Source organism: Paenibacillus sp. OAS669, from assembly GCF_014873645.1.
In the GTDB taxonomy this organism is placed as follows: domain Bacteria; phylum Bacillota; class Bacilli; order Paenibacillales; family NBRC-103111; genus Paenibacillus_S; species Paenibacillus_S vulneris.
Window position 1 is genome coordinate 237,982 of sequence record NZ_JADBDR010000007.1, and the last position, 19,663, is coordinate 257,644.

General features: G+C 49.9%; 16 protein-coding genes and 1 pseudogene. 4 read left to right on the top strand and 13 right to left on the bottom strand.

Going from position 1 to position 19,663, the window contains the following annotated elements; genetic code table 11:
• Window positions 1-8 precede the first annotated feature (8 nt).
• Window positions 9-1,109 carry a PRK06851 family protein gene (locus tag GGC63_RS17490; RefSeq protein ID WP_192703372.1) on the top strand — a complete coding sequence of 367 codons (1,101 nt, stop codon included), beginning with the start codon at window positions 9-11 and terminating at the stop codon, window positions 1,107-1,109.
• Window positions 1,110-1,379: 270 nt separating this feature from the next.
• Here GGC63_RS17490 and GGC63_RS17495 read toward each other — a convergent pair.
• Window positions 1,380-2,713: pseudogene (locus GGC63_RS17495) on the bottom strand (gluconate:H+ symporter).
• A 457-nt stretch (window positions 2,714-3,170) separates the two neighbouring features.
• Between GGC63_RS17495 and GGC63_RS35375 the strand changes: the two are divergent.
• Together GGC63_RS35375 and GGC63_RS17505 are read left to right on the top strand one after the other, a co-directional pair.
• Window positions 3,171-3,359, top strand: a complete 189-nt coding sequence (locus GGC63_RS35375; protein WP_225948305.1) for a HAMP domain-containing protein — start codon at window positions 3,171-3,173, stop codon at window positions 3,357-3,359.
• A gap of 248 nt (window positions 3,360-3,607) precedes the next feature.
• Window positions 3,608-4,015, top strand: a complete 408-nt coding sequence (locus GGC63_RS17505; protein ID WP_192703374.1) for a hypothetical protein — start codon at window positions 3,608-3,610, stop codon at window positions 4,013-4,015.
• Between the two features lie 573 nt (window positions 4,016-4,588).
• Here GGC63_RS17505 and GGC63_RS17510 read toward each other — a convergent pair.
• On the bottom strand, window positions 4,589-4,765 hold the full coding sequence (locus tag GGC63_RS17510) for a hypothetical protein (RefSeq protein WP_179136333.1): 177 nt from the start codon (window positions 4,763-4,765) through the stop codon (window positions 4,589-4,591).
• 553 nt (window positions 4,766-5,318) lie between these two features.
• A complete protein-coding gene (locus GGC63_RS17515) occupies window positions 5,319-5,768 on the bottom strand; it encodes an SRPBCC family protein (protein WP_079914742.1) in 450 nt (149 codons plus the stop codon).
• A gap of 130 nt (window positions 5,769-5,898) precedes the next feature.
• On the opposite strand from GGC63_RS17515, the gene GGC63_RS17520 reads away from it, so the two are divergent.
• Complete coding sequence (locus GGC63_RS17520) at window positions 5,899-6,693, top strand: helix-turn-helix transcriptional regulator (protein WP_192703375.1); 795 nt, start codon at window positions 5,899-5,901, stop codon at window positions 6,691-6,693.
• 127 nt (window positions 6,694-6,820) lie between these two features.
• Here the strand turns inward: GGC63_RS17520 and GGC63_RS17525 are convergent, their stop codons facing one another.
• From GGC63_RS17525 to GGC63_RS17570, 10 genes are all read right to left on the bottom strand, one after another.
• A complete protein-coding gene (locus tag GGC63_RS17525) occupies window positions 6,821-8,134 on the bottom strand; it encodes an ABC transporter substrate-binding protein (RefSeq protein WP_192703376.1) in 1,314 nt (437 codons plus the stop codon).
• Between the two features lie 275 nt (window positions 8,135-8,409).
• Complete coding sequence (locus tag GGC63_RS17530) at window positions 8,410-9,156, bottom strand: amino acid ABC transporter ATP-binding protein (protein ID WP_318781072.1); 747 nt, start codon at window positions 9,154-9,156, stop codon at window positions 8,410-8,412.
• A 14-nt stretch (window positions 9,157-9,170) separates the two neighbouring features.
• Window positions 9,171-9,830 (bottom strand): amino acid ABC transporter permease, encoded by a 660-nt coding sequence (locus GGC63_RS17535; RefSeq protein ID WP_192703377.1) that lies wholly within the window; start codon window positions 9,828-9,830, stop codon window positions 9,171-9,173.
• A gap of 72 nt (window positions 9,831-9,902) precedes the next feature.
• A complete protein-coding gene (locus tag GGC63_RS17540; RefSeq protein ID WP_079914737.1) occupies window positions 9,903-10,691 on the bottom strand; it encodes an amino acid ABC transporter substrate-binding protein in 789 nt (262 codons plus the stop codon).
• A gap of 364 nt (window positions 10,692-11,055) precedes the next feature.
• Window positions 11,056-11,964 carry an iron-hydroxamate ABC transporter substrate-binding protein gene (locus tag GGC63_RS17545; RefSeq protein ID WP_079914736.1) on the bottom strand — a complete coding sequence of 303 codons (909 nt, stop codon included), beginning with the start codon at window positions 11,962-11,964 and terminating at the stop codon, window positions 11,056-11,058.
• 20 nt (window positions 11,965-11,984) lie between these two features.
• Entirely contained in the window at window positions 11,985-12,998 is a 1,014-nt protein-coding gene (locus tag GGC63_RS17550) for a FecCD family ABC transporter permease (RefSeq protein WP_192703378.1), read from the bottom strand.
• A 2-nt stretch (window positions 12,999-13,000) separates the two neighbouring features.
• On the bottom strand, window positions 13,001-13,936 hold the full coding sequence (locus GGC63_RS17555; RefSeq protein WP_225948307.1) for a FecCD family ABC transporter permease: 936 nt from the start codon (window positions 13,934-13,936) through the stop codon (window positions 13,001-13,003).
• Window positions 13,937-14,040: 104 nt separating this feature from the next.
• On the bottom strand, window positions 14,041-14,862 hold the full coding sequence (locus tag GGC63_RS17560; RefSeq protein ID WP_192703380.1) for an ABC transporter ATP-binding protein: 822 nt from the start codon (window positions 14,860-14,862) through the stop codon (window positions 14,041-14,043).
• 207 nt (window positions 14,863-15,069) lie between these two features.
• A complete protein-coding gene (locus GGC63_RS17565) occupies window positions 15,070-18,624 on the bottom strand; it encodes a collagen binding domain-containing protein (RefSeq protein ID WP_192703381.1) in 3,555 nt (1,184 codons plus the stop codon).
• A 232-nt stretch (window positions 18,625-18,856) separates the two neighbouring features.
• Window positions 18,857-19,660, bottom strand: coding sequence for a transglutaminase-like domain-containing protein (locus tag GGC63_RS17570; protein WP_192703382.1), 804 nt, complete (start codon window positions 19,658-19,660; stop codon window positions 18,857-18,859).
• Between the last annotated feature and the right edge of the window lie 3 nt (window positions 19,661-19,663).

Consider the following 19,663-nt stretch of genomic DNA (forward strand, 5'->3'; position numbering starts at 1 on the left):
TGTCGGTAATGAAAGGGACTATCCAACACTTTTTTGCAGGCGGCAATACGGCCCGCGGCTTCTCGAGTCTATTTGACTCCTCATTGCAAGGACTAGACCGGATTTATATTTTAAAAGGAGGACCGGGAACCGGGAAGTCGAGCTTGATTCGCTTCATCGGCGATCACCTGGTTAATAACGGGCACGACATTCACCTGATCCACTGTGCTTCGGACAGCGATTCCCTGGATGGGCTGATCGTACCGGGACTCAAAATCGGCATTGTCGATGGAACCGCCCCTCACGTTATTGAGCCTAAGCTGCCGGGTGCTGTGGAGCAGTACGTCAATCTGGGGGAAGCCTGGAATGCTGCTGAGCTGAGGGCACAACAAGAGACGATCGCGGCCTTGAACGGTCAAATCAAGCAAGCTTATGAGTGCGCTTATGCCGGATTCGCTGAAGCTCTGCGGATTCATGATGAGTGGGAAGCGGTGTATATTGATACGATGGATTTTGCCGCAGCCGATGAGCTGACAGAGGAATATAAGGATATTTTATTCGGTGACCGTAAGCTGGAGAAGGAAAGCCGTGTGGATCACCGGTTTCTGGGAGCCGCTACCCCAGCAGGAGCCGTCGACTTCGTCCCTAATTTGACGGAAGGGCTGCCACGACGCTTTTTCCTCAAGGGACGTCCTGGCTCCGGCAAATCCACCATGCTGAAAAAGCTCGCGGCTGCAGCCATCGATCGCGGCTTCGACATTGAAATCTATCACTGCGGCTTCGATCCGAACAGCCTCGACATGATCATTGTCCGCGAGCTTGGTTTCGCTGTTTTTGATAGTACGGCTCCGCATGAGTATTTCCCTGACCGCGCCGGGGACGATATCATCGATATGTACCTCCGCTGCATCCAGCCGGGGACGGACGAGGCTAACGCTGAAGTGCTGGGCAGCATCAAACAGCGGTATACCGCTCAAATGAAGCAGTCCACGCAGCATTTGGCTGAAGCCAAAGCTCTTCATGACGAGCTGGAGCGGATCTATGTGCAGGCTATGGATTTCCGGGTTGTGAACCGCATTCGCGAGCGGATCTTGCAGGAGATTTCCGAGTTTACGGTTTTGAGCGATTAACGGTCAAATAGGGAAGCTGTCTAGAAGCTTCCCTGGTTGTTGAAAGACCTTGTTTTTACGTGAATTATGCTAAACAAGGAGGTGGGGTATGCCTCGGAAGAGTTTACGTCCGCCTTTGAAACCCGTGAAAATACCGCTAAATCTAATCACATTTCACGGGTTTCAACAGCGGCTGGAGGGGTATACCCCACCGGAGTATACAATCAATAATTCAAGCTCCATAGGTTTTTCAACACAAGGAAGCTGCCTAGAAGCTTCCCTTCTTTTTGCTCAATGGATAAACAAGCTCAAAAACAACACGATAAGCAAGCCGACAACCGAGTTCGTCAGCTCAAGCAAGCCCCATGTCTTGAACGTATCTTTAATCGACAAATGGAAATATTCCTTGAACAGCCAGAACGCGGCATCGTTCACATGCGTAATTGTATTGCTGGCGGAAGCGGTCGCAAGCACCATCAGCGCAGGGTCCACATGGAACGTAGGGACGAGCGGCCCCACAATGCCTGCCGCCGTAATAGCCGAGACCGTCCCCGCTCCGGTAGCTAGCCTCAGAATGACCGTGATGATCCACGCCATAATAAAGGGCGAAATGACCGAGTTCTGCATCAAGGCCGCAATGTAATTGCCCACGCCCGAATCGGAAATGACCTGCTTGAATGCGCCGCCGGAACCGATGATGAAGATGATCATGGCAACAGACCCGATGGCATCGGCGAATGAGACCATAATCTCCGGCATCTTTTTGCCTCGATTTAGTCCGAAGGCGAAGATCCCGACAATGACGGCGATGAGCATGCTGATGACCGCGCTTCCCAGGAAGTTGATGATAAGAAAAGCCTCGCTCTTGGGATCCAGAAACAGCTTGAGCAGGGTCGCAGCAGTTATAATGATGGCCGGAATGAGCGGCACGAACAAGCTGATTCCGAAGCCGGGCATTTCCTGTTCGGTGAACACTCTAGGCTTTTGCAGCATGGGAGGCGCCGGCTTGTCCAGATTTCGCAGCAGCTTCGGCAAAAGAATGCCTGAACAGATAATCGTCGGAATGGCCACGATGATGCCGTAAATGTAGACCAACCCCATGTCCGCATGATAGGCGGATACAAGTGCTGTTGGCCCCGGCTGCGGCGGGAATAAGCTGTGCGCCGTGGTGGCCGCCGCTACCATCGTCATACCGAGAGGAAGAAAGGCGACCTCCGCTTCAATCGCAATGCTAACGACCAGCGGAGCCAGAATAACGAAAGCCACCTCATAGAACATCGACACCCCAAAGATGAGGCCGGACAGCATGATCGCCCACTGCACATTTTTCTTGCCGAATTTATTCAGGATGGTCGTAGCTACCCGCTGGGCGGCTCCTGAATCGACCATCAGCTTCCCGATAACGACCCCGAAGCCGATGATGAGGGCCAAGCTTCCCAAGGTGCTTCCTTCTGGATGGACAGCACCAGCTTGTCTAAAGGCTCCCCTTCCAGTATGCCGACGATCACCGATACGATGAGCAGTGCCAGCACGCTGTTGAGCTTGAACGTAATATTCAGAACCAGCATCATGACGACGCCGAGCGCTATCCAAATGAAAGGCAAAGCTTCCACTAGCCAGGTCATCCTGTTTCCTCCTCTAGTTATGCCTAGATGTCAATTTTTGCGGCAAACCTTCTGCTAATTTTGCATTTTTTGTAAAAACTATCCGACATCTAGTTTGCGAATAGGCTGCCTATTTTATGCAGTTTGGTAGGACTAGAGCAGGTGGCATGCCCGTTCATGGCCTCTCCAAAAACAGAACTAACCCCACAATAGAGACTTGGCTTCAAAGCTGATTCAGTGACTTTAAGGTAACCCCCAAATCTGCGCGGACAGCCTCAAGCAGGAGAGCGGACATCTGATCTTGCCTTATGAAGGCGTTGAAACGATGGTCAGCTTCTATACTTCGCGGGCTACCGGCTGGAAAATTATCGGCGTCGTGCCTTTTACCGAGAAGTCCTGAGGGATTCAAAACGTTCGTCTCGCGCTATACATCATCGTCGCCTTGGCTACGGTATTGATCGCCGTGCTGTCGGTGCGAATGTCCAGAGCGATAACCAGGCCTTTAAAGCAGCTGAAGCACAATATGCGACGGGTTGAGGGCGGGAATTTCTCTGCAGCGGTGGAGGTGTCCAGCGGAGATGAGATCGGACGTCTCAGGACAAGTCTCCGGAATAGAAAAAGAACCGCGCAGAATAGGCATCTGCGCGGTTCTTTTTCTATTGTTTAGGAAATTATGATTTCATCGTCTATGGATAAGATATGTGTAAATTTGTCAATAAGCGAAGAAGTTGCTTATTCACACGAAAGGTGATTGTGTACTATTACCATAATTATACTTGTAATATTTGTATATTATGTTATATTGTATATGTCTCTAGCAAATATTAACATTGAAGGAATGATTATCAAAATTAATCCCTCAATTTGGTAGTTTTGTGAGACGAAAAAAAATTAGTAAAGAGGAGTGTTTTAGCTATGAAAAAACTGATCGCATCCACTTTCGCAACGTGTCTTTTATTTGCTTCTGCTGTTCCAGCTTTCGCTCAAGATAATAATCAGGCTGCTTCTTCAACCGTTGCAAGTGTAGTAGCTGCTAATCAAGTTTCGAATGCTCAGCTAGCCGCATTTTCTATTAATTTTTCCTGGAGGTCAGTTCCTAATCTATATAGATACGACTTCAGTGCTATTAATCTAACTGATAATTATACTATTGAATTTGGTACTCAGACTGCGACTAGTAGAAATATTACCGGATTTGTACCCGGGAAAACTTATAGGGTTGCAGTTACCGCATATGATGCAAACTTTAATAATATTGGTTCAGGGTACGTTCAGTTTGTTGCCAGTTCTTCAACGACCAGCTATTATATTAATTTAAATTAAATAGCACGAAGAAAGCGTACCTACTCAACATTTGTAAAGTAAAATCGACGAATCGCGAGCTCATCGCGATAGTTCAACAGCAAACCAACAAATACCGCTCACTTATTGGTTTCTACAAACCGGTAAAGGAGCGGTATTTTTTTATTCATTCATTTTATTTTTGAAACAGTTTTAGTTGTTACGACCGGCAGCCGCTGGCATTGCGCATATAAGTCTTCAGACCTATACCGGGCAAAATAATTCAATCCTTTATACAATTGAAGAAAATAAATATTTTTTTTAAAAATAATGATGTAGAACTGGATATATTTCCATGAAAAAACCTCTATCGAGGCATTTCAAAGACGTGCGCCCGCGTTTAGAGGTAGGTTTTATCGCCAAATAGAATTTTCACATCCGATGACCTCGGAGTTTTATAAACTCTATTATGGTAAAATATCCCCACAAAGTGGGGCCTTGGCTTCGAAGCTGATTCAGGTACTTTGCGGGGAGCCCCGAAATTATAAAGTCTATAATAGCAAAAAAGAGCCTGACGCTTCATCGCGTTCAGACTCTCTTTATCGAAAATCAGGGTTACTTTTTCCGGCTGGCGTTCATTTCATATTTATTCCGGTGAAATTCCTTGACGATATCCTTTAAAAAAATCGTTTCTTGCTCGGTCAAACCATGCTGATTGCTCTTATGAACCAAATTCCCAATATGGCGTTTTAATATTTCGCTCCGACGTCCCAGCAGCTCCTCGTGATTCAACTGTGTCACTCCCTGTTTTGATATGGTTTCTCTAGTCTATTCTATTAAGTATATCAAACCGTTTTTTTCGAGAAAAACCGCGTTTGGCCACCCAAAACCGGAAATATCCTGAAATGTCCGAAAAAGCGACAAACAATACCACTGGGACGAATCTATACTGGCCTATTCTCATCGTGGTTAGGTTCTTCACCGCATTAACGCGTCTTACCTTCTTCTCGCTGCTAATTCCACAGCATTTCCTTCTACATGAGCGACGATGCAGCGCCGCTCACCTCTTCTTTAAACAACAAAAAGGCGTTCTTATGAACGCCTGGAGTCTGTTGAGAAATCTGCTTGTCCTGAAAAATGGGGAAAGGTATAGGTGGGGTATCCCCTGTAGGAGCGTTAGCGTCCGCCTTTGTTCTCAGAAAATACCCACTGTAAAAAGCGAATATAATCAAAATTTTTCCGAGAACAACAGCGGCCGGAAGGGGATACCTCACCGGGGAACCTACACCTTTTTTCTATACTTTCTAGGTTTCTCAACAGACAAATGTCCTTAAGGACGCCTTACCTACCAGCCCAGATTCAGCGTCTTCCCCGTCTCAGCCAATGTCTTGATGTTGCTCAGGATCATCCACCAGCTGCTGGACGTATTTTTCAACGACGGATGGTTCTCGCTCCATTGATCGTTCACCAGCGTCAGCTTGGTGCATTCTCCGACCGTCTCGAGCGTCATCGTAATCCTCGATTCCAATTCAGCATGGTTAGGATAATAGGACGGCCCCGGATGCTCAAGGACGCTGAACAGGCGGTTCGGTTCAAACGCGAGGATCGTCCCATACACGTGCACGGTTTCATCCCCATCATTGCCGGGACCTACATATTGAAAGGGCTCCCCGACTTGAAAGCTCGATTGCAGCTCGCTGCCAAAAAATATTTTGCGCGTTCCTTCCGGCGTCACAAGGATATCCCACACTTGTTCAGGGGAAGCTCCGATATAAAATTCGTATTTCAGTTCCATCATCCCACTCCTTTATACGAAGTAATATGCTTTAATATAACTATAGCCTGTCCAAGCATTCATGTATTGTAAAAACGCGACATGCCCGCCTGCCCATCCGCAGCATAACGTGAACAGGAGTGAGCGTATCATGAAGAGGCACGAAACGAAGCCCAGCATGGGCATTCTGAATTTTGACAAGGCAAAATATGTTCTCAACCGTTACACGCCTTCGGAAGATATCGGTTTTTTCGTCAAGCACTACTGGATTGCCAGCTGGGATTTAACCGGCCAGGAGCCCTATTTGCAGAGCGTAGTTCCGAATCCCTGCGTGAACCTGCTCTTCCAATCCGGCCGTTCGGCCGTCTACGCAGCCGCGAAGCAAACCTACTCCATTCTGCTTCAAGGAAAAGGCTGTGTCGTGGGAGCCAAATTCAAGCCCGGCGGCTTTTATCCCTTCATCAAGAAGCCGGTGTCCGAAGCCCTTCAGCAGCCTATAGCTGTCCATGACATGCTGGGGATCGAGGCCCGGGAGGCAGAAGAGCTGCTCCTGTCCCAAAGCGATGAAACAAGAATGGTTGAGCTCTTGGAAGACCTTCTTCGGCCGAAGCTGCCGGAGCAGGATGAACAGGTCGTTCTGGTCAACCAGATTGTTGACCGGATTGCGCTGGAGCGTGAGATCACCAAGGTAGAGCAGGTCTCGGAATGCTTCGCTATGAACAAAAGAAAGCTGCAGCGTCTGTTCGAGCAATACGTCGGTCTCAGCCCCAAAACCGTCATCAAGCTGTACCGGCTTCAAAATGCGGCCGAAGCCATGGACCGGGGGCAGCAGCCGGATCTGCTGGAGCTCTCGCTTAAGCTGGGCTACTATGATCAATCCCATTTCATCAAAGACTTCAAGGCTACTGTCGGGAAAACCCCGGAGGCCTATGCGAAGCAGGCTTAATTTCTTAATTTGATTGAACGAAAGAATCCCCCTAATCGGCCGCCATAGAAGCAGGTTAAGGGGATTTCTTATCCAAGCCACGAACCTTGCAAGCGTCGCTCCCTGCCGGGGGACGTCCAAGCATTTGTCACTTTTTCATAGCTGCTTGAATATCCTTGGCGGCTTGCTCCTCCGCCTTGCGGAATGCGGTATTCGCGTCGCTGACCTTCTGTGCGACCTCCCTAAGCGCCGTAACGGCATATTTGGACGCCAGGTCGTCATAAATCGTTCTGGGCGATACAGGCGCCGGTTTAGCCGGGTAGAACGCTTTAATATTTTTGCCCTTCAGCTGCGGCAAGTCTTGACCGAACGAATCGAGCAGCTTTGTATTTTTAACAATCGGCATTCCGGTGCCATCCTTGGCAAACTTCACCTGCATTTCATCCGATGTCAGGTACGCCAATATTTCGAAGGCGATATCCTTATGCTTGCTGTTGCTGTAAACGCTGGCGAAGGTCGAGTACATCTGAGATCCGACTCCCGGAGCTTCCTTAAAGGTCGGGAGAGGTACCGCATCCATATTCATATCCTTCGCGGCGTTGACCATAGTACTGTTAAAGTAGGCGTACATGGCAAGGTTCTTATCCTTTGTAAACATATCCGCTTCTTTGCCGTACTTTTCCTTCGGTAGTTCCGCTCCCGGAATATTGTAAAAACGCGCGAAATTTTCGGCCATGCGCTTGTACGGCTCCGTATTTATCGCAGGCTGATTCGTTTTGCTGTCAACAAACGGCAGCGACAGCTGGTTGGTGTTCAGCATATGGCTGACCGAGGTCAGGAAACCGTAATATTGAACGCCTCCGTCCGTACGCGATACCTGCTTCGCCAGCTCGTACAAGTCATCCCAGGTCATGCCTTCCTTAGGGTAAGGCACGCCGAATTTATCGAAAATATCTTTGTTGTACATCAGGACTTCCGCCGTAGTAAAGATCGGAAGCGAGTCGATTCTGCCTCCGCTGCCGAACTGCTTAATAAAATCGAAGGTCGTCGTTTCCAGACGGCTCGTATCGTAATTGGTTTTCTTGATGTACTCCGTCAAATCGGTTGACAAATTCAGGTTCTGAAATTGCGGGTAGTAGCCGATAGACAGGAGGATAATGTCCATATCCACTCCGGCCGAGATAACCTCTTCCATCTTCGTTCCATTCCCCCAAGGGATAAACTTCGGTGTAACGAACGGAAACTTTTCCTTGATCGCGTTCCCCATCAAATCCATAAACTGCTCTTCCGTCGTTCCGTTATTCGGGCGGTAAAACGTTATTTCGACGGGCTCGCGTTTTACATTGTCCTGACCTTTGGCAGGCTCGGATTCCTTCGTTACTCCACCGCTGCCGCATGCTGCTGTCGTTAACAAAACAGCGGCCATCAGCGAAGATAATAGTAAGCGTTTTCTTTTTGTCATGATATAGACTCCCCTCTTTACTTCATCAGGTGTTCTCTGTCGAAGGCTTCCAGACGGCTCCGTGAGTCCTTCCCGGCAGACGAAGGCTGTGAAAACAGACCTTGCCTGGCTTGAGTACCCCAACCACTGCATACATGGCACATTCTCATCATAAAGGAGAGGAGATAACAGATTGCTATCCAAAAATATCATAATTCTATTCATTCTCTGGATGCGCTTTCATCTTGCTCAGCACCAAAAGAAAAAGCACCGGCCCGATGGCCCGTGCTTATCCCTTATTTCAGGCTGTGATTCAAGAATGCCCTGGTCCTGTCGAACTGCGGATGGACGAAGATTTGCTCCGGAGAGCCGGATTCAATAATTTCTCCCTGATCCATGAACATGACCCGGTTAGCCACTTCCTTGGCAAACCCCATCTCGTGAGTAACGACAATCATCGTCATGTGCTCTTCGGCAAGATTTTTCATTACCTGCAGCACCTCGCCTGTCAGCTCGGGGTCCAATGCCGAGGTAGGCTCGTCAAACAGCAAAATGTCCGGATTCATCATTAAGGCCCGGGCAATAGCGACACGCTGCTTCTGCCCGCCGGAAAGCTTCGACGGAAGCTGTGACTCGCGGCCGGACAGGCCGACCTTGGCGAGCAGCTCCGAGCTGCGCTTGGCGATGTCCGAGGCGGACTCCCCTTTGACGATTCTCGGGGCCAGCTCCAAATTTTGCTTGACCGTAAGATGAGGAAACAGATTGAAATGCTGAAATACCATTCCCATCCTGGCCGTGATCCGTTTGATCTCCTGGGGCTTGGCGTAGACTCCGTTATCGACCAGCGTCTCCCCATGGATCTTGATCGTACCGCCGTTGATCTCTTCGAGATGGACCAGACTGCGGAGCATCGTACTTTTTCCCGAGCCGGAAGGACCGATGACCGCAACGACATCGTTCTTGTTGACCTGAAACGACATTTGCTTCAGCACGTCCAGAGTGCCGTAGGATTTCGTAAGATTGGATACTTCTATGATAGCCACATCAGCCAGTCCTTTTATTCAAATTTAAATCTTCTTTCCAGCCATTTGAACAATACCGTCAACAGAAGCGTCATGATCAAATAAATGATACCTGCGACAAAGAAAGGAACGATCGTAAAGTCGCGGTTCACCACAGTCTGGGCATAGTGCAAGAGATCGGGAACCGCAACGGCATACAGCAGCGCAGTGTCCTTGATCAGCGTGATGGATTCGTTCGATACCGACGGCAGGACGACCCGAACCATCTGAGGCATAATAATCCGCGACAGCGTCTGCCATCTGCTGAAGCCAAGCACCTGGGAGGCCTCGTACTGGCCCTTATCGATAGCCAGCAAGCCCCCGCGGAAAATCTCCGCAAAATAAGCCGCATAGTTCAGAATAAAGCCTACGCAGGCTGCGGTAAACCGGTCCAGCACCAAATATTCGCCGATTCCCGGGATCATCGGAAGACCGAAGCAGATGACCAGCAGCTGGAGCAGCAGCGGCGTACCGCGCATAACGTAAATATACGTGTGAGCGAGCCAGGATAACGGCTTACTGCTGCTTTTGACCGCTAACGTAAGCAGGAACCCCAGCGGGATCGATACTACGATCGCAATCAGAAACAGGAGGACCGTCATTTGAGCGCCTTCCAGCATCGGTTTAATCATTGAGATCCATTTATCCAAAGACATAGAAAAACTCCCCCAAAAGCAAAACGGGATTCCCCGAAAGAAATCCGTTCTCGCTTATCTTCATCCGAAGTGTTACTTCAATACTTTATCTTCGCCGAACCATTTTTGTGAAATTTTCGCTGCGGTGCCGTCCTGATTCATTTCATCCAGCGCCTTTTGCAGCTTCTGCAGCAGCGCTTCGTTGCCTTTTTTCACGCCGATTCCGTATTCTTCAGGCGCCAGCGACTCATTCATCAGCTTGAAGGTGCCCTTCTCCTTCGACATATAGTAGTCAATGACAACTTCGTCGATAACTACCGCATCCACACGGCCGATTTTCAAATCGTTAAGGGCGAGCACGTTGTCCGCGTATTCCGTCACATTTTTCACCTTGGACTTGAGCGGACTTTCATCCAAAGCGTCCGCCGCAGAAGAAAGAGATTGAAGCCCGACGACTTTGCCGGTCAGGTCATCCAGCTTGGACAGATTCGATTTGGCCAGTGTGACAACTACTTGAGCATTTTTCAAATAAGGCTTGGTGAACAATACCTTTTGCTTGCGCTCATCGGTAATGGTGTATCCGTTCCAGATCAGGTCGATCCGACCGCTGCTTAGCTCCGACTCTTTCGTTTTCCAATCTATCGGTTGAAAAACGGCGGTTGTCCCCATTTTCTCTGCTGCCGCTTTCGCGTAGTCGATATCAAAACCGACGATATCATTCTTCTCATCTCTAAAGCCTAGAGGCGCGAACTTGTCGTCGATACCAATAACCAGTTTCTTGTTATCCCCCGAAGCGGAAGAGGCTTCCTTCCCAGCAGAGCATCCTGTAAAGATTGATATTGCCGCGGTAAGTACCAAGGCCATAGCTGCTAAACGTTTCATCCTATTAAGAACCACCTTTTACTAATTTTACTTTACTACGTTACCACTTTATCAAGAACTAAATGATATCATAGATTCACAAATAGTGTCGATAGCTGTTGAGCTAGTAAGATTATTCCATAGAATGAATAGGAAATCTTCGTGAACTTTTATAGGGAATAATACCTAGATCGTATAGAAAAAGAGAGCACCTCGCAGGTACTCTCGGCATCTTCGGGATAATGGACATGTGATTTTGGTAAGAGGCCCCGCACCCAAATATTAAAGTAAAATGACCGTTGGTAAGAAAAGCAGCATGAAACCATTAACTTTACAAGTTTCCTACACGATTAAAAAAAGCACCTGTCAGGTGCTTTCTCCAAACTTATTTCGAAAACATGTTTTCCGCGTAATCTAAGGACATTTTATTTCCCATCGCCGAGTAGTCCAGCCATGGCTGATCGGGAATCGGATAGATATGGTTGGCCTTCACCGCTTTTAGCCCCTGCCAGATCGGACTGGACTGCAGCTGCTGATACAATTTTTTGGCCCCGTCCTCATTATTGACGATGACAAAGATCGCATCCGCATCATAATCGGGAAGCACTTCCTGCGAAATCACTTCATAAGACTTGTCTTTGCTGATCTTCTCGACCCCTTTGGCAGGCTTCAAACCCAAATCCTCGAACAGCATCGGCCCCATCGGGCGTCTAAACCCAAACACCCGCAGCTCCTTGGCCGTTACGCGTACCGCCATAACCGTACCATCGCCGATTTTGCCTTGAATCAGCTTTTTGACCCGCTCCGCCTGGGCTTGATTCTCTTTGAGGAAATCCTCCGCCTGCTGTTCGCGGTTAACGAGCTTGGCGACCTTTCTTAACGTATCTCTCCAGGTTCCCTCGTCCAGGTCGAAGGAAACGGTTTTGGCGATTTTTTCGTATTTGGCGATGTCTCCGGCATACTGCTTATCGATATAAATAACATCCGGCTTCAAGGCGAGCAAGGCCTCCATATCCGGCTCCGTCGCAACCCCCAGCTGCTTCGTATTCTTCAGACGATCTGCGACATGGGGCAAAAAGGTTTTTAGATCCCCGCCTACAACAGAACCGACGGGAGTGATGCCGAGAGCCAGCAGATGATTCGTCAAATGGATAGATAACGAGGCAATCCGCGGCTCTTTATTTTCGGCGGGCTTTTCCCCGGCTGCTTCCTTGTTTGGCTGGGGAGCATTGGTGCCGCACGCGGATAAAATCAGAACAAGAATAAGGCTGCATACCCATAGTGTCTTTTTCATAACGTCTCCTTATTGGGCTATTATTTGGTCTTGCGGAGTAAATAAAGGAAGTACGGCGCGCCGACAGCGGCAACTACGACGCCTGCCGGAATCGCGTTAGGCTGGAAGACGGACCTTCCGATCGTATCGGCCACCACCAGAATGACAAGACCGATCAAGCCTGAGATAGGCAAAATATGCTGATGCATCGGACCCACCAGGCGGCGTGCCAGATGGGGTGCCACCAAGCCGATAAAGCCTATGCCCCCTACCATCGCCACACTGGCGCACGATAAGGCGACCGCTGCGGTCAGCAGCAGGAGCCGCTGTCTTCGTACCGAAGCCCCGATCCCGACAGCCAGCTCATCGCCAAGCGATAAGGCATTCAGCTGCTTGGATTGGGAGAACACATAAGGCACAAGGATTACGATCCACGGAAGCAGCGCATACACATGGACCCAATCCTTCCCCCAGACATTGCCGATCAACCACCTGGAGGCAAAGGCGTATGTCTTATCGTCAAGACTTAGCGACAAGAAGAGCGTAGCCGCGCTAAAGCCCGCTGATACAGCGATTCCGATTAAGATTAAACGGACCGGCAGCCAGCCTTTCTGGCGGTCATACGACAGCAGTACAATGAGTACCGCCGTTATCATGCCTCCTGCAAACGTGAATAACGGGATCAGAAGCGCGATCGCGCCCGTCATCGTATTAAAATAAGTCACAAAAACAATAAGGCCTAGCGAAGCGCCGGCATGAATGCCGAGAATACCGGGGTCCGCCAATGCATTGCGCGAGAGCCCCTGCAAAATGGCGCCCGTAATGCCCAACCCGATCCCGGCCAGCATGGTGATTAAAATACGCGGCAGCCGAAAATCGAACAAAACCATCGTATCGTCCGGGCTACCCCGTCCAATCAGCGTTTGGATTACCGCTGCCGGAGACAGCCGAATCGAGCCTGTGTTTAAGCTGATAATGACCGCGCTTAAACAAATGAGGATTAAGATAAAACCGACGTTCACCGCTTTCTTCTCTCTTGCGCGCAGGTGCTGCATGGCTATAAGCTCCTCCTTTCTTTATGGGCCAGATAAAGGAAGAAGGGAACGCCTACAAGAGCAACCATCACGCCGATAGCCAGCTCTCTTGGCGGGTTAACCATCCGTGCTCCCAAGTCGGCAAATACCAGCAGGACCGCACCCAGTACGGCGGACACCGGAATAACGAACCGATAATCGACGCCAACGAGCCTGCGGGAAATATGCGGAATCACGAGGCCGACAAAACCGATTGAGCCTACAGCCGATACGGAAACTCCGGCCAGAATCAAGGCTGCTATCATGGCTAAGATCCTTACCCGCTTCGTTTTGACCCCAAGGTTAACGGCCACCTCGTCTCCTAAGGAGATTAACGATAGGGATCGGCTCATCAGCAGCGTCCAAAGGATCGTCACCGTAATGATGGGCACTAATAGCTTAAGCTGTGACCATTTGACGCCGGCTACGCCGCCCGCATACCAATAAGCCAGATCCTGGCTTAACTGATAATAGATAGCGACCCCGGAGCTGAGAGAATGCAGCAAGGCTGCAACGACAGCGCCCGCAATGGTCAACCTTAGAGGAGTTAAGCCTCCGGCCGTCGTAGAGCTGAGCGCAAAAATAAACAGGGTGCTCAAGGACGCTCCCGCAAACGACAGCAGCACCAAGGCGGTGTACGGCACGTTCGGAAAAAACGCGAAGCTAAGTGCCACCATGAATGTCGCACCCGCATTGACTCCAAGAATCCCCGCATCCGCCAGCGGATTGCGCGTGACGCCTTGCATTAAAGCTCCGGCAACGGCGAAAGCCGCACCCATGACAGCGGCGGCAATCACCCTGGGGAGCCTCAGCTCGTGAATAATCTGATGCGTCGTCAAGGCCGGATTATATTGAGCGACGGCGGTCCATACGGTTCCGATGGTCATCTCTTTCGCGCCGAACGAGATGGCCAGAAACATCGAGCATGCGAGAGCGGCAATCGATAAAAGCAGGACAATACCAAACACCGAGCCCTTCACCCGGGTCCGATTCTGCTTGAACACCCTATGTAAGAAGCCTGGATTCATGTGGCAGCCGTTCCTTTGCTTTTAATAAACAGCTCAAAGGGCAGGCAGAGCGGAACGCCCGTACGGGGATCTGTTAAAATATCCGCCTCGATCCCGAATACTTGACGAAGGACGTCCTTCGTCATGACCTGCTCCGGCGGCCCTTCGCTGACGACGCGGCCTTGCTGAATCGCGACCATGTGGTGGGCATAGCGGGCCGCATGGTTCAAATCGTGGACCACCATGACGATCGTTCGGTTTTCCTCCGCATTGAGCTTCTGGAGGAGCTTCAACACTTCCAGCTGGTGAGCCATGTCCAAAAACGTGGTCGGCTCATCAAGGAACAATATGTCCGTCTTCTGAGCCAATGCCATGGCAATCCAGGCGCGCTGTCTCTGCCCGCCGGACAGCTGATCCACCGGACGATCGGCGAACTCCGTCATCCCTGTAATATCCAGCGCCCACTGGATGACATCCCAGTCTTCCTTGCCGAGGGAGCCGAAGCCCTTCTGGTGCGGAAACCGTCCATAGGAAATAAGCTCGCTCACGGTCAATCCGTCAGGAGCCGTAGGATTCTGAGGCAGGATAGCGAGCTGCTTCGCCACTGCTTTGGTCGGCTGTTCGTGGATGGACTTTCCGTCCAGCCATACTTGTCCCTTCTTGGGGTGGGTAATCCTCGCCATGGTCTTCAAAATAGTGGACTTGCCGGATCCGTTGGAGCCAACAAGCGCTGTAATTTTGCCGATGGGGATCGACAAATTCAAGTCGTTCACGATCGGTCGATCGTCATATGCAATATCCAAACTCTGGGTATATAACTCTTTCGCCTCGGAGGTCATCTCATTTGCCTTCCTTACGTCTCATAATTTATGAAAATGAGAATCATTATCGTTAATGATTGTAACTTCAAGGATTTGGATTGTCAACAAAAAAAAAGCGGCCATCTCCCCACCAGATACAGGGAAATGGCCGCTGCCTCGTCTTGATCTATGCGCTGCCGGGTCACCCCAGCCAGGCATACCTATGCCATACTAGAATCAACTGACTTATTTGCTTCTCAATACCTTTTTCCGGCCTAGGGCTGCGCCCAGGATTATCAATAGGAAGCCTGCCAGCTGCACGTATAGATGACTGGCTTCCCCGGTTACGGGGAGTGTCTCTACAAGCGTTCCATCCGCATTTAACGTTGCCTTTTCGTTCCCCTGCGGCTGGTTGTTATCCCCATCACTAGTCGGGGAGCCTCCCAGAGGTACCTTGATATTACCTTCTATCGCCATATCCTGGTTCGGCACTTCCTGCGTTGCAGGAGTCTCTGGCTTTGGTTCTGTGCCTGGCTTTTCTCCAGGTGCCGATGCAGGATCTGGCTTCGCTGAAGCTTCCGGCGTCGTTGTCGATCCAGGTCCTGAGGAACCCGGCGTCCCGGTAGAATCCGGCCGCTTCGTCGGCTCCGACGAGTCACCGGAATCGGAATCCGACGATCCGCCGCCAGGAGTTACTGGCGGTGTTACTGGAGGCGTCACCGGTGGATCAACCGGCGGTTTCACCGGAGGCGTCACAGGCGGTGTTACCGGTGGTGTTACTGGTGGTGTTACTGGTGGTGTTACCGGCGGTTTCACCGGAGGATCAACTGGCGGCTTTACCGGCGGAGTTGATGTCTTCACATTCGATATGCGCAATATGTTACTATTTGTAGAGTCTACAGTTACAAAATGTATCGTTGTATCCAAAACATATCCCACTGGAGCCGCCTTTTCCTTTATGGCGTAATCCCCGGTGTACAGGTTAGGAAATATGATTTTTCCCGCTGCATCTGTTGTCTGGGTTTGAATATACAGTAATTCTGAGCCCGATTTCCGATACAAGTCGAACGTAGCGCCGCTTAAATGCAACCGGCTATCAGCGGAATCTGTCTTCTCAATGGTCAGCCAGCCTCTCTTACCGCTGCCTGTACCCGACCCGCTGGAGACACCGACCACAATATCTTGTGTCGTTTCTTGGGTCACCGTTCTTACGTTGTTGCCGCTGAAGCTGACTTTGTTGGACACCGTTTCCTGATCCTTGGCAACGATGAGCGACTGATACTCCAAAATATAAGCAGAACGGATCTCGTTCTTGAAGCTTAGCTCAAATGTCTGCTTCCCGTTAGCATCGGTATGGAAGACAACCGTATAATCCGTTCCCTTCACTAGCTCCGACGACTTGGTCAGGCTTCCGTCAGCCGCAACTGTTGTGGCATATAAGTGGAAGGTATCCGGTAACAGCAGCTGGTTATCCGTAGGCGTGTCGATGATTTTGGCATCGGCAACGGTTGATTGCCCGCGGTTAATGTAGATCGTCCAGTTAATTTTGTCCCCGTCCTGCTTACCGTTTTTACTTGCATACTCTCCCCCTCGAGGGATAGTTACGGAAGCGGTCAGCTTGCCGGAAACAGGATTCGTACCGTCGAACAATTGCGCTGTGTTGCTGACACTGCTGCTTATCAGCTCTCCATCAAGACTTGTATTGAAGACAAGATAATACGGAGTCGAGATCGGTTGTAAGAACTTCACGGCCAGCTTGTTGCTGCTATCGACCGTATAGCTGTAATACGTGCTATCGACTACCGTCCCCTTCGACGGGTTTCCGTTCGGAGGAATCGTCATATTATACAGCTTAAGGGAGCCTTCAACCAGCTTCTGCTTCGATTCCAATAGATCCTCGATCACGGCATCCGCAACGGCTTTCCCATTGTAATTGACACCTACCGTCCACGTGATCTCTTTAGACGAAGCATTATAAGAACCATTCTTGAAGCCGTTTTGCTTCACTTCATTTCTTGGAGTGAAGGTTGCGGTAACCTTTTTCGTCCTTGCGTTTGAAGCGTCGTCCATCCAGTCGATTTGAGCTTCATTAATAAAACTAATCGTGCTCCCCGCAGGACTGATCCAATCAGCATGGAATTCCGTCGTGTAGCTTACCGTGACAGGCTCCGTAAGAGGGTCCTTCCAATTCAATATGAACCCTTGATCCGGTTGAACGCTGCTGTCCACAGCATATTGGGCTGCCGGAATCACCGTGCCGTCTTTGGCTTTCACAACGAGCGAATCAGGAATGAGGCGCAGCCCTTTTTTAGGGAAGGTGTCCGTCACCTTGATGCTGCTCATCGGCTGACTGTCGCCATTAATGGTGAGCTTCCATGCGACGGTCTTGGCGGCATAATCCACGGATCCAACGCTTTTCACGATAACCGCTTGCTTGATATCCTGCTTGGACGGATTTGCGGAAGTCCCGCTGCCCGAATAAACATTGTTCGTTATCGTGGCATCGTCAATCACACGGTTGACGCCTTTCGTCTGATACGTAATCTTGTAGGCCGATGTCACCGGATGCTTGAACTGCAGCTTGAAGCCTGCTTTACCCGCGGCGGCAGCTACAGGGCTTACCGTATACTCCGAGGCAGGCAGCTCCGTGCCCAGAAGCTCCTTGCCGGTAGCATCCAACGTTACAGGATATACGTGGAAAGAGCCGGTAACCAATTCTTGCGAGTCATTGAAAGAATCGAATAAATAGGCCTCTGATTGTGCTATGGACTTCTCGTTGTAGTTGTACTGGATGGCCCAATCGATCGTTTGTGCAGCCTGGTCATACTTGGAAGGATGCTTGTCCAGATCGCTCACGCGCTGGATGGTCACCGTCGCCTCAGATTGAGAGGCCGGCTTGTTGCTTCCTTCAAACGTTGCCGTATTCACGAACGTTCTTACGCCGGAATCCGTGATCGGAGTCGTATACTGAATCCGGTATGCACCTTGGATCGGGTTATTCGTAAAGCTTACTTGCAGAACATTTCCTGCCGTGTCCACCTTGTATTTGCCGGCGTCAACCAAGGAGCCTTGGGTTACTGAGCCGTCCAGGTTTACATTAAGGCTATAAACGGCAACCGTTACCGGTGCCGCCAGGCCTGCCGGCATAGGGTCGGTGACAACCGCATGCTGCACGGAGTCCAGCGACTTGTTCACATCAATCGTCCAATCGATGTTCTTAGGGTTAAAGCCTTGAGGAACACCGCTTTTTCCGATGGTCGATGTGACGTTAGGCTTAAAGATAAGGGTAAATACCTGCTCTCCGGATTGAACCGGAATTTTAATAACTTGCGTCGTGCTTCCTGTTACTGTCTTGATGTCGAATTGCGTGTCAATGGTGAGGGTCCCCCGCACCTGGCTATGACTTTCGATATAGCTGTTGAAGGTCATGAGCACTTGGTGACTGTCCTTGCTGACCTTGAACGTTCCTATGTCTTCATCACCGTTCCGTAATGGCCCGCTGATATCATTGAAGAGCAAGAACGCTTGCGGCAGCGTGAAGGCAAAGGTATCCCCGCTGTGGTAACCATGGTTGTCAGGCAAGGACCAGGTGTAATCCAATCGGACCTTGGAGCCCTGCTCGTATACATTGCCGGTGACGACTTGTCCTGCTTTGTCGTATACCGTCATGGTTACGCTGTTGATGATGTTGCCGGTAATAGTGCCTGAGGCAAAGGCCTGAGTCAAACAACCGACTCCCGATAGGCTCTGGATAACAAACAATAGAGCGATCAGCAGCGCACTGGTTTTTTTCCTCCACATATGTTTTTCCCTTCCCTCGTCTTACTATGAATGAAACCCTTCTTATCACCCCTTTCACGTAGTCTAATTTCATAAATCCTTCTACGGTTTCATTACCGAAGTCATTGTAAATCACCGATCTGAATAATTTCTGAACAACAGGCCGCTGTTCGATTGCACAAAAAAAAGAACCCGCATCAAATGCAGATTCTTCAGGCTGCGATTTCCCGCCGGCTAGGCGAATGGAAGTTACTTAATAGATCTCAGTAACAACATAATCGGCACTGTTTTTTATCATAGTTGTCTCTTGCCCGCTTTGTACACGGGACGCGTCATAGGTGGTGTCGATAATGACCCATTCTTGAAGATCCTTGAGATATACTTGATTCCACGCATGATACACCTCGGGGGCATGGACCTCGTATCCCATTACCAATCGGGTCGGGATTCCCAAGCTTCTGGCCATTGCCGTGAAGGTAGCAGCATAATCAAAGCATATTCCGCCGGATTCCTCGTATACCTTATCCAAGTCAGGGATATAGCCTGTGTCTACAGTTTGTGCTTTACTCTCACTATATTTGTAGTTTTGCGTCAAAAAGGCATAAATCGCTTTTACTTTATCTTCATCGGTTGCAGCATTCGCGGCTAGTTTCTTTGCCTCCACTACAGCTTTGGTCGTCTCGTTCCAGCTCGCTATAGATATGGACTGCAAAAACACGGCCTGCTCATTCACCGTCTTCACGTCGACATTTTCCTGCAAAATCACTTGATATTTGTTGTCGGAAATCTGTTTCGCAACCAGTACATGGTAGCTGCCGTCACCCAATTGCAGAGGGTAGGATGCCCCGTCCACCAGGTTATAATCCATTTGGACCTCGCCCTTGGTTACACGCACAAGTGCCTTATGCTCTAGATCCGCATAATGGACCTTAATAATCCCGTTGCTCAGAGAACTCTTATCCAGAACAGGTTGTCCGGCAGCGGCATGGGTAACTTTAGGCGCCGTAGTCAGAAATAGCGCAGCGATCAGCAACAATGCTCCTAATGTACGAAACATAGA

Coding starts and splice junctions, on each gene's coding strand:
- GGC63_RS17490 (WP_192703372.1), top strand. CDS start 9: ATGAAAGGGACTATCCAACACTTTTTTGCAGGCGGCAATACGGCCCGC.
- GGC63_RS35375 (WP_225948305.1), top strand. CDS start 3,171: ATGTCCAGAGCGATAACCAGGCCTTTAAAGCAGCTGAAGCACAATATG.
- GGC63_RS17505 (WP_192703374.1), top strand. CDS start 3,608: ATGAAAAAACTGATCGCATCCACTTTCGCAACGTGTCTTTTATTTGCT.
- GGC63_RS17515 (WP_079914742.1), bottom strand. CDS start 5,768: ATGGAACTGAAATACGAATTTTATATCGGAGCTTCCCCTGAACAAGTG.
- GGC63_RS17520 (WP_192703375.1), top strand. CDS start 5,899: ATGAAGAGGCACGAAACGAAGCCCAGCATGGGCATTCTGAATTTTGAC.
- GGC63_RS17525 (WP_192703376.1), bottom strand. CDS start 8,134: ATGACAAAAAGAAAACGCTTACTATTATCTTCGCTGATGGCCGCTGTT.
- GGC63_RS17535 (WP_192703377.1), bottom strand. CDS start 9,830: ATGTCTTTGGATAAATGGATCTCAATGATTAAACCGATGCTGGAAGGC.
- GGC63_RS17540 (WP_079914737.1), bottom strand. CDS start 10,691: ATGAAACGTTTAGCAGCTATGGCCTTGGTACTTACCGCGGCAATATCA.
- GGC63_RS17545 (WP_079914736.1), bottom strand. CDS start 11,964: ATGAAAAAGACACTATGGGTATGCAGCCTTATTCTTGTTCTGATTTTA.
- GGC63_RS17550 (WP_192703378.1), bottom strand. CDS start 12,998: ATGCAGCACCTGCGCGCAAGAGAGAAGAAAGCGGTGAACGTCGGTTTT.
- GGC63_RS17555 (WP_225948307.1), bottom strand. CDS start 13,936: ATGTTTCTGGCCATCTCGTTCGGCGCGAAAGAGATGACCATCGGAACC.
- GGC63_RS17560 (WP_192703380.1), bottom strand. CDS start 14,862: ATGACCTCCGAGGCGAAAGAGTTATATACCCAGAGTTTGGATATTGCA.
- GGC63_RS17565 (WP_192703381.1), bottom strand. CDS start 18,624: ATGTGGAGGAAAAAAACCAGTGCGCTGCTGATCGCTCTATTGTTTGTT.
- GGC63_RS17570 (WP_192703382.1), bottom strand. CDS start 19,660: ATGTTTCGTACATTAGGAGCATTGTTGCTGATCGCTGCGCTATTTCTG.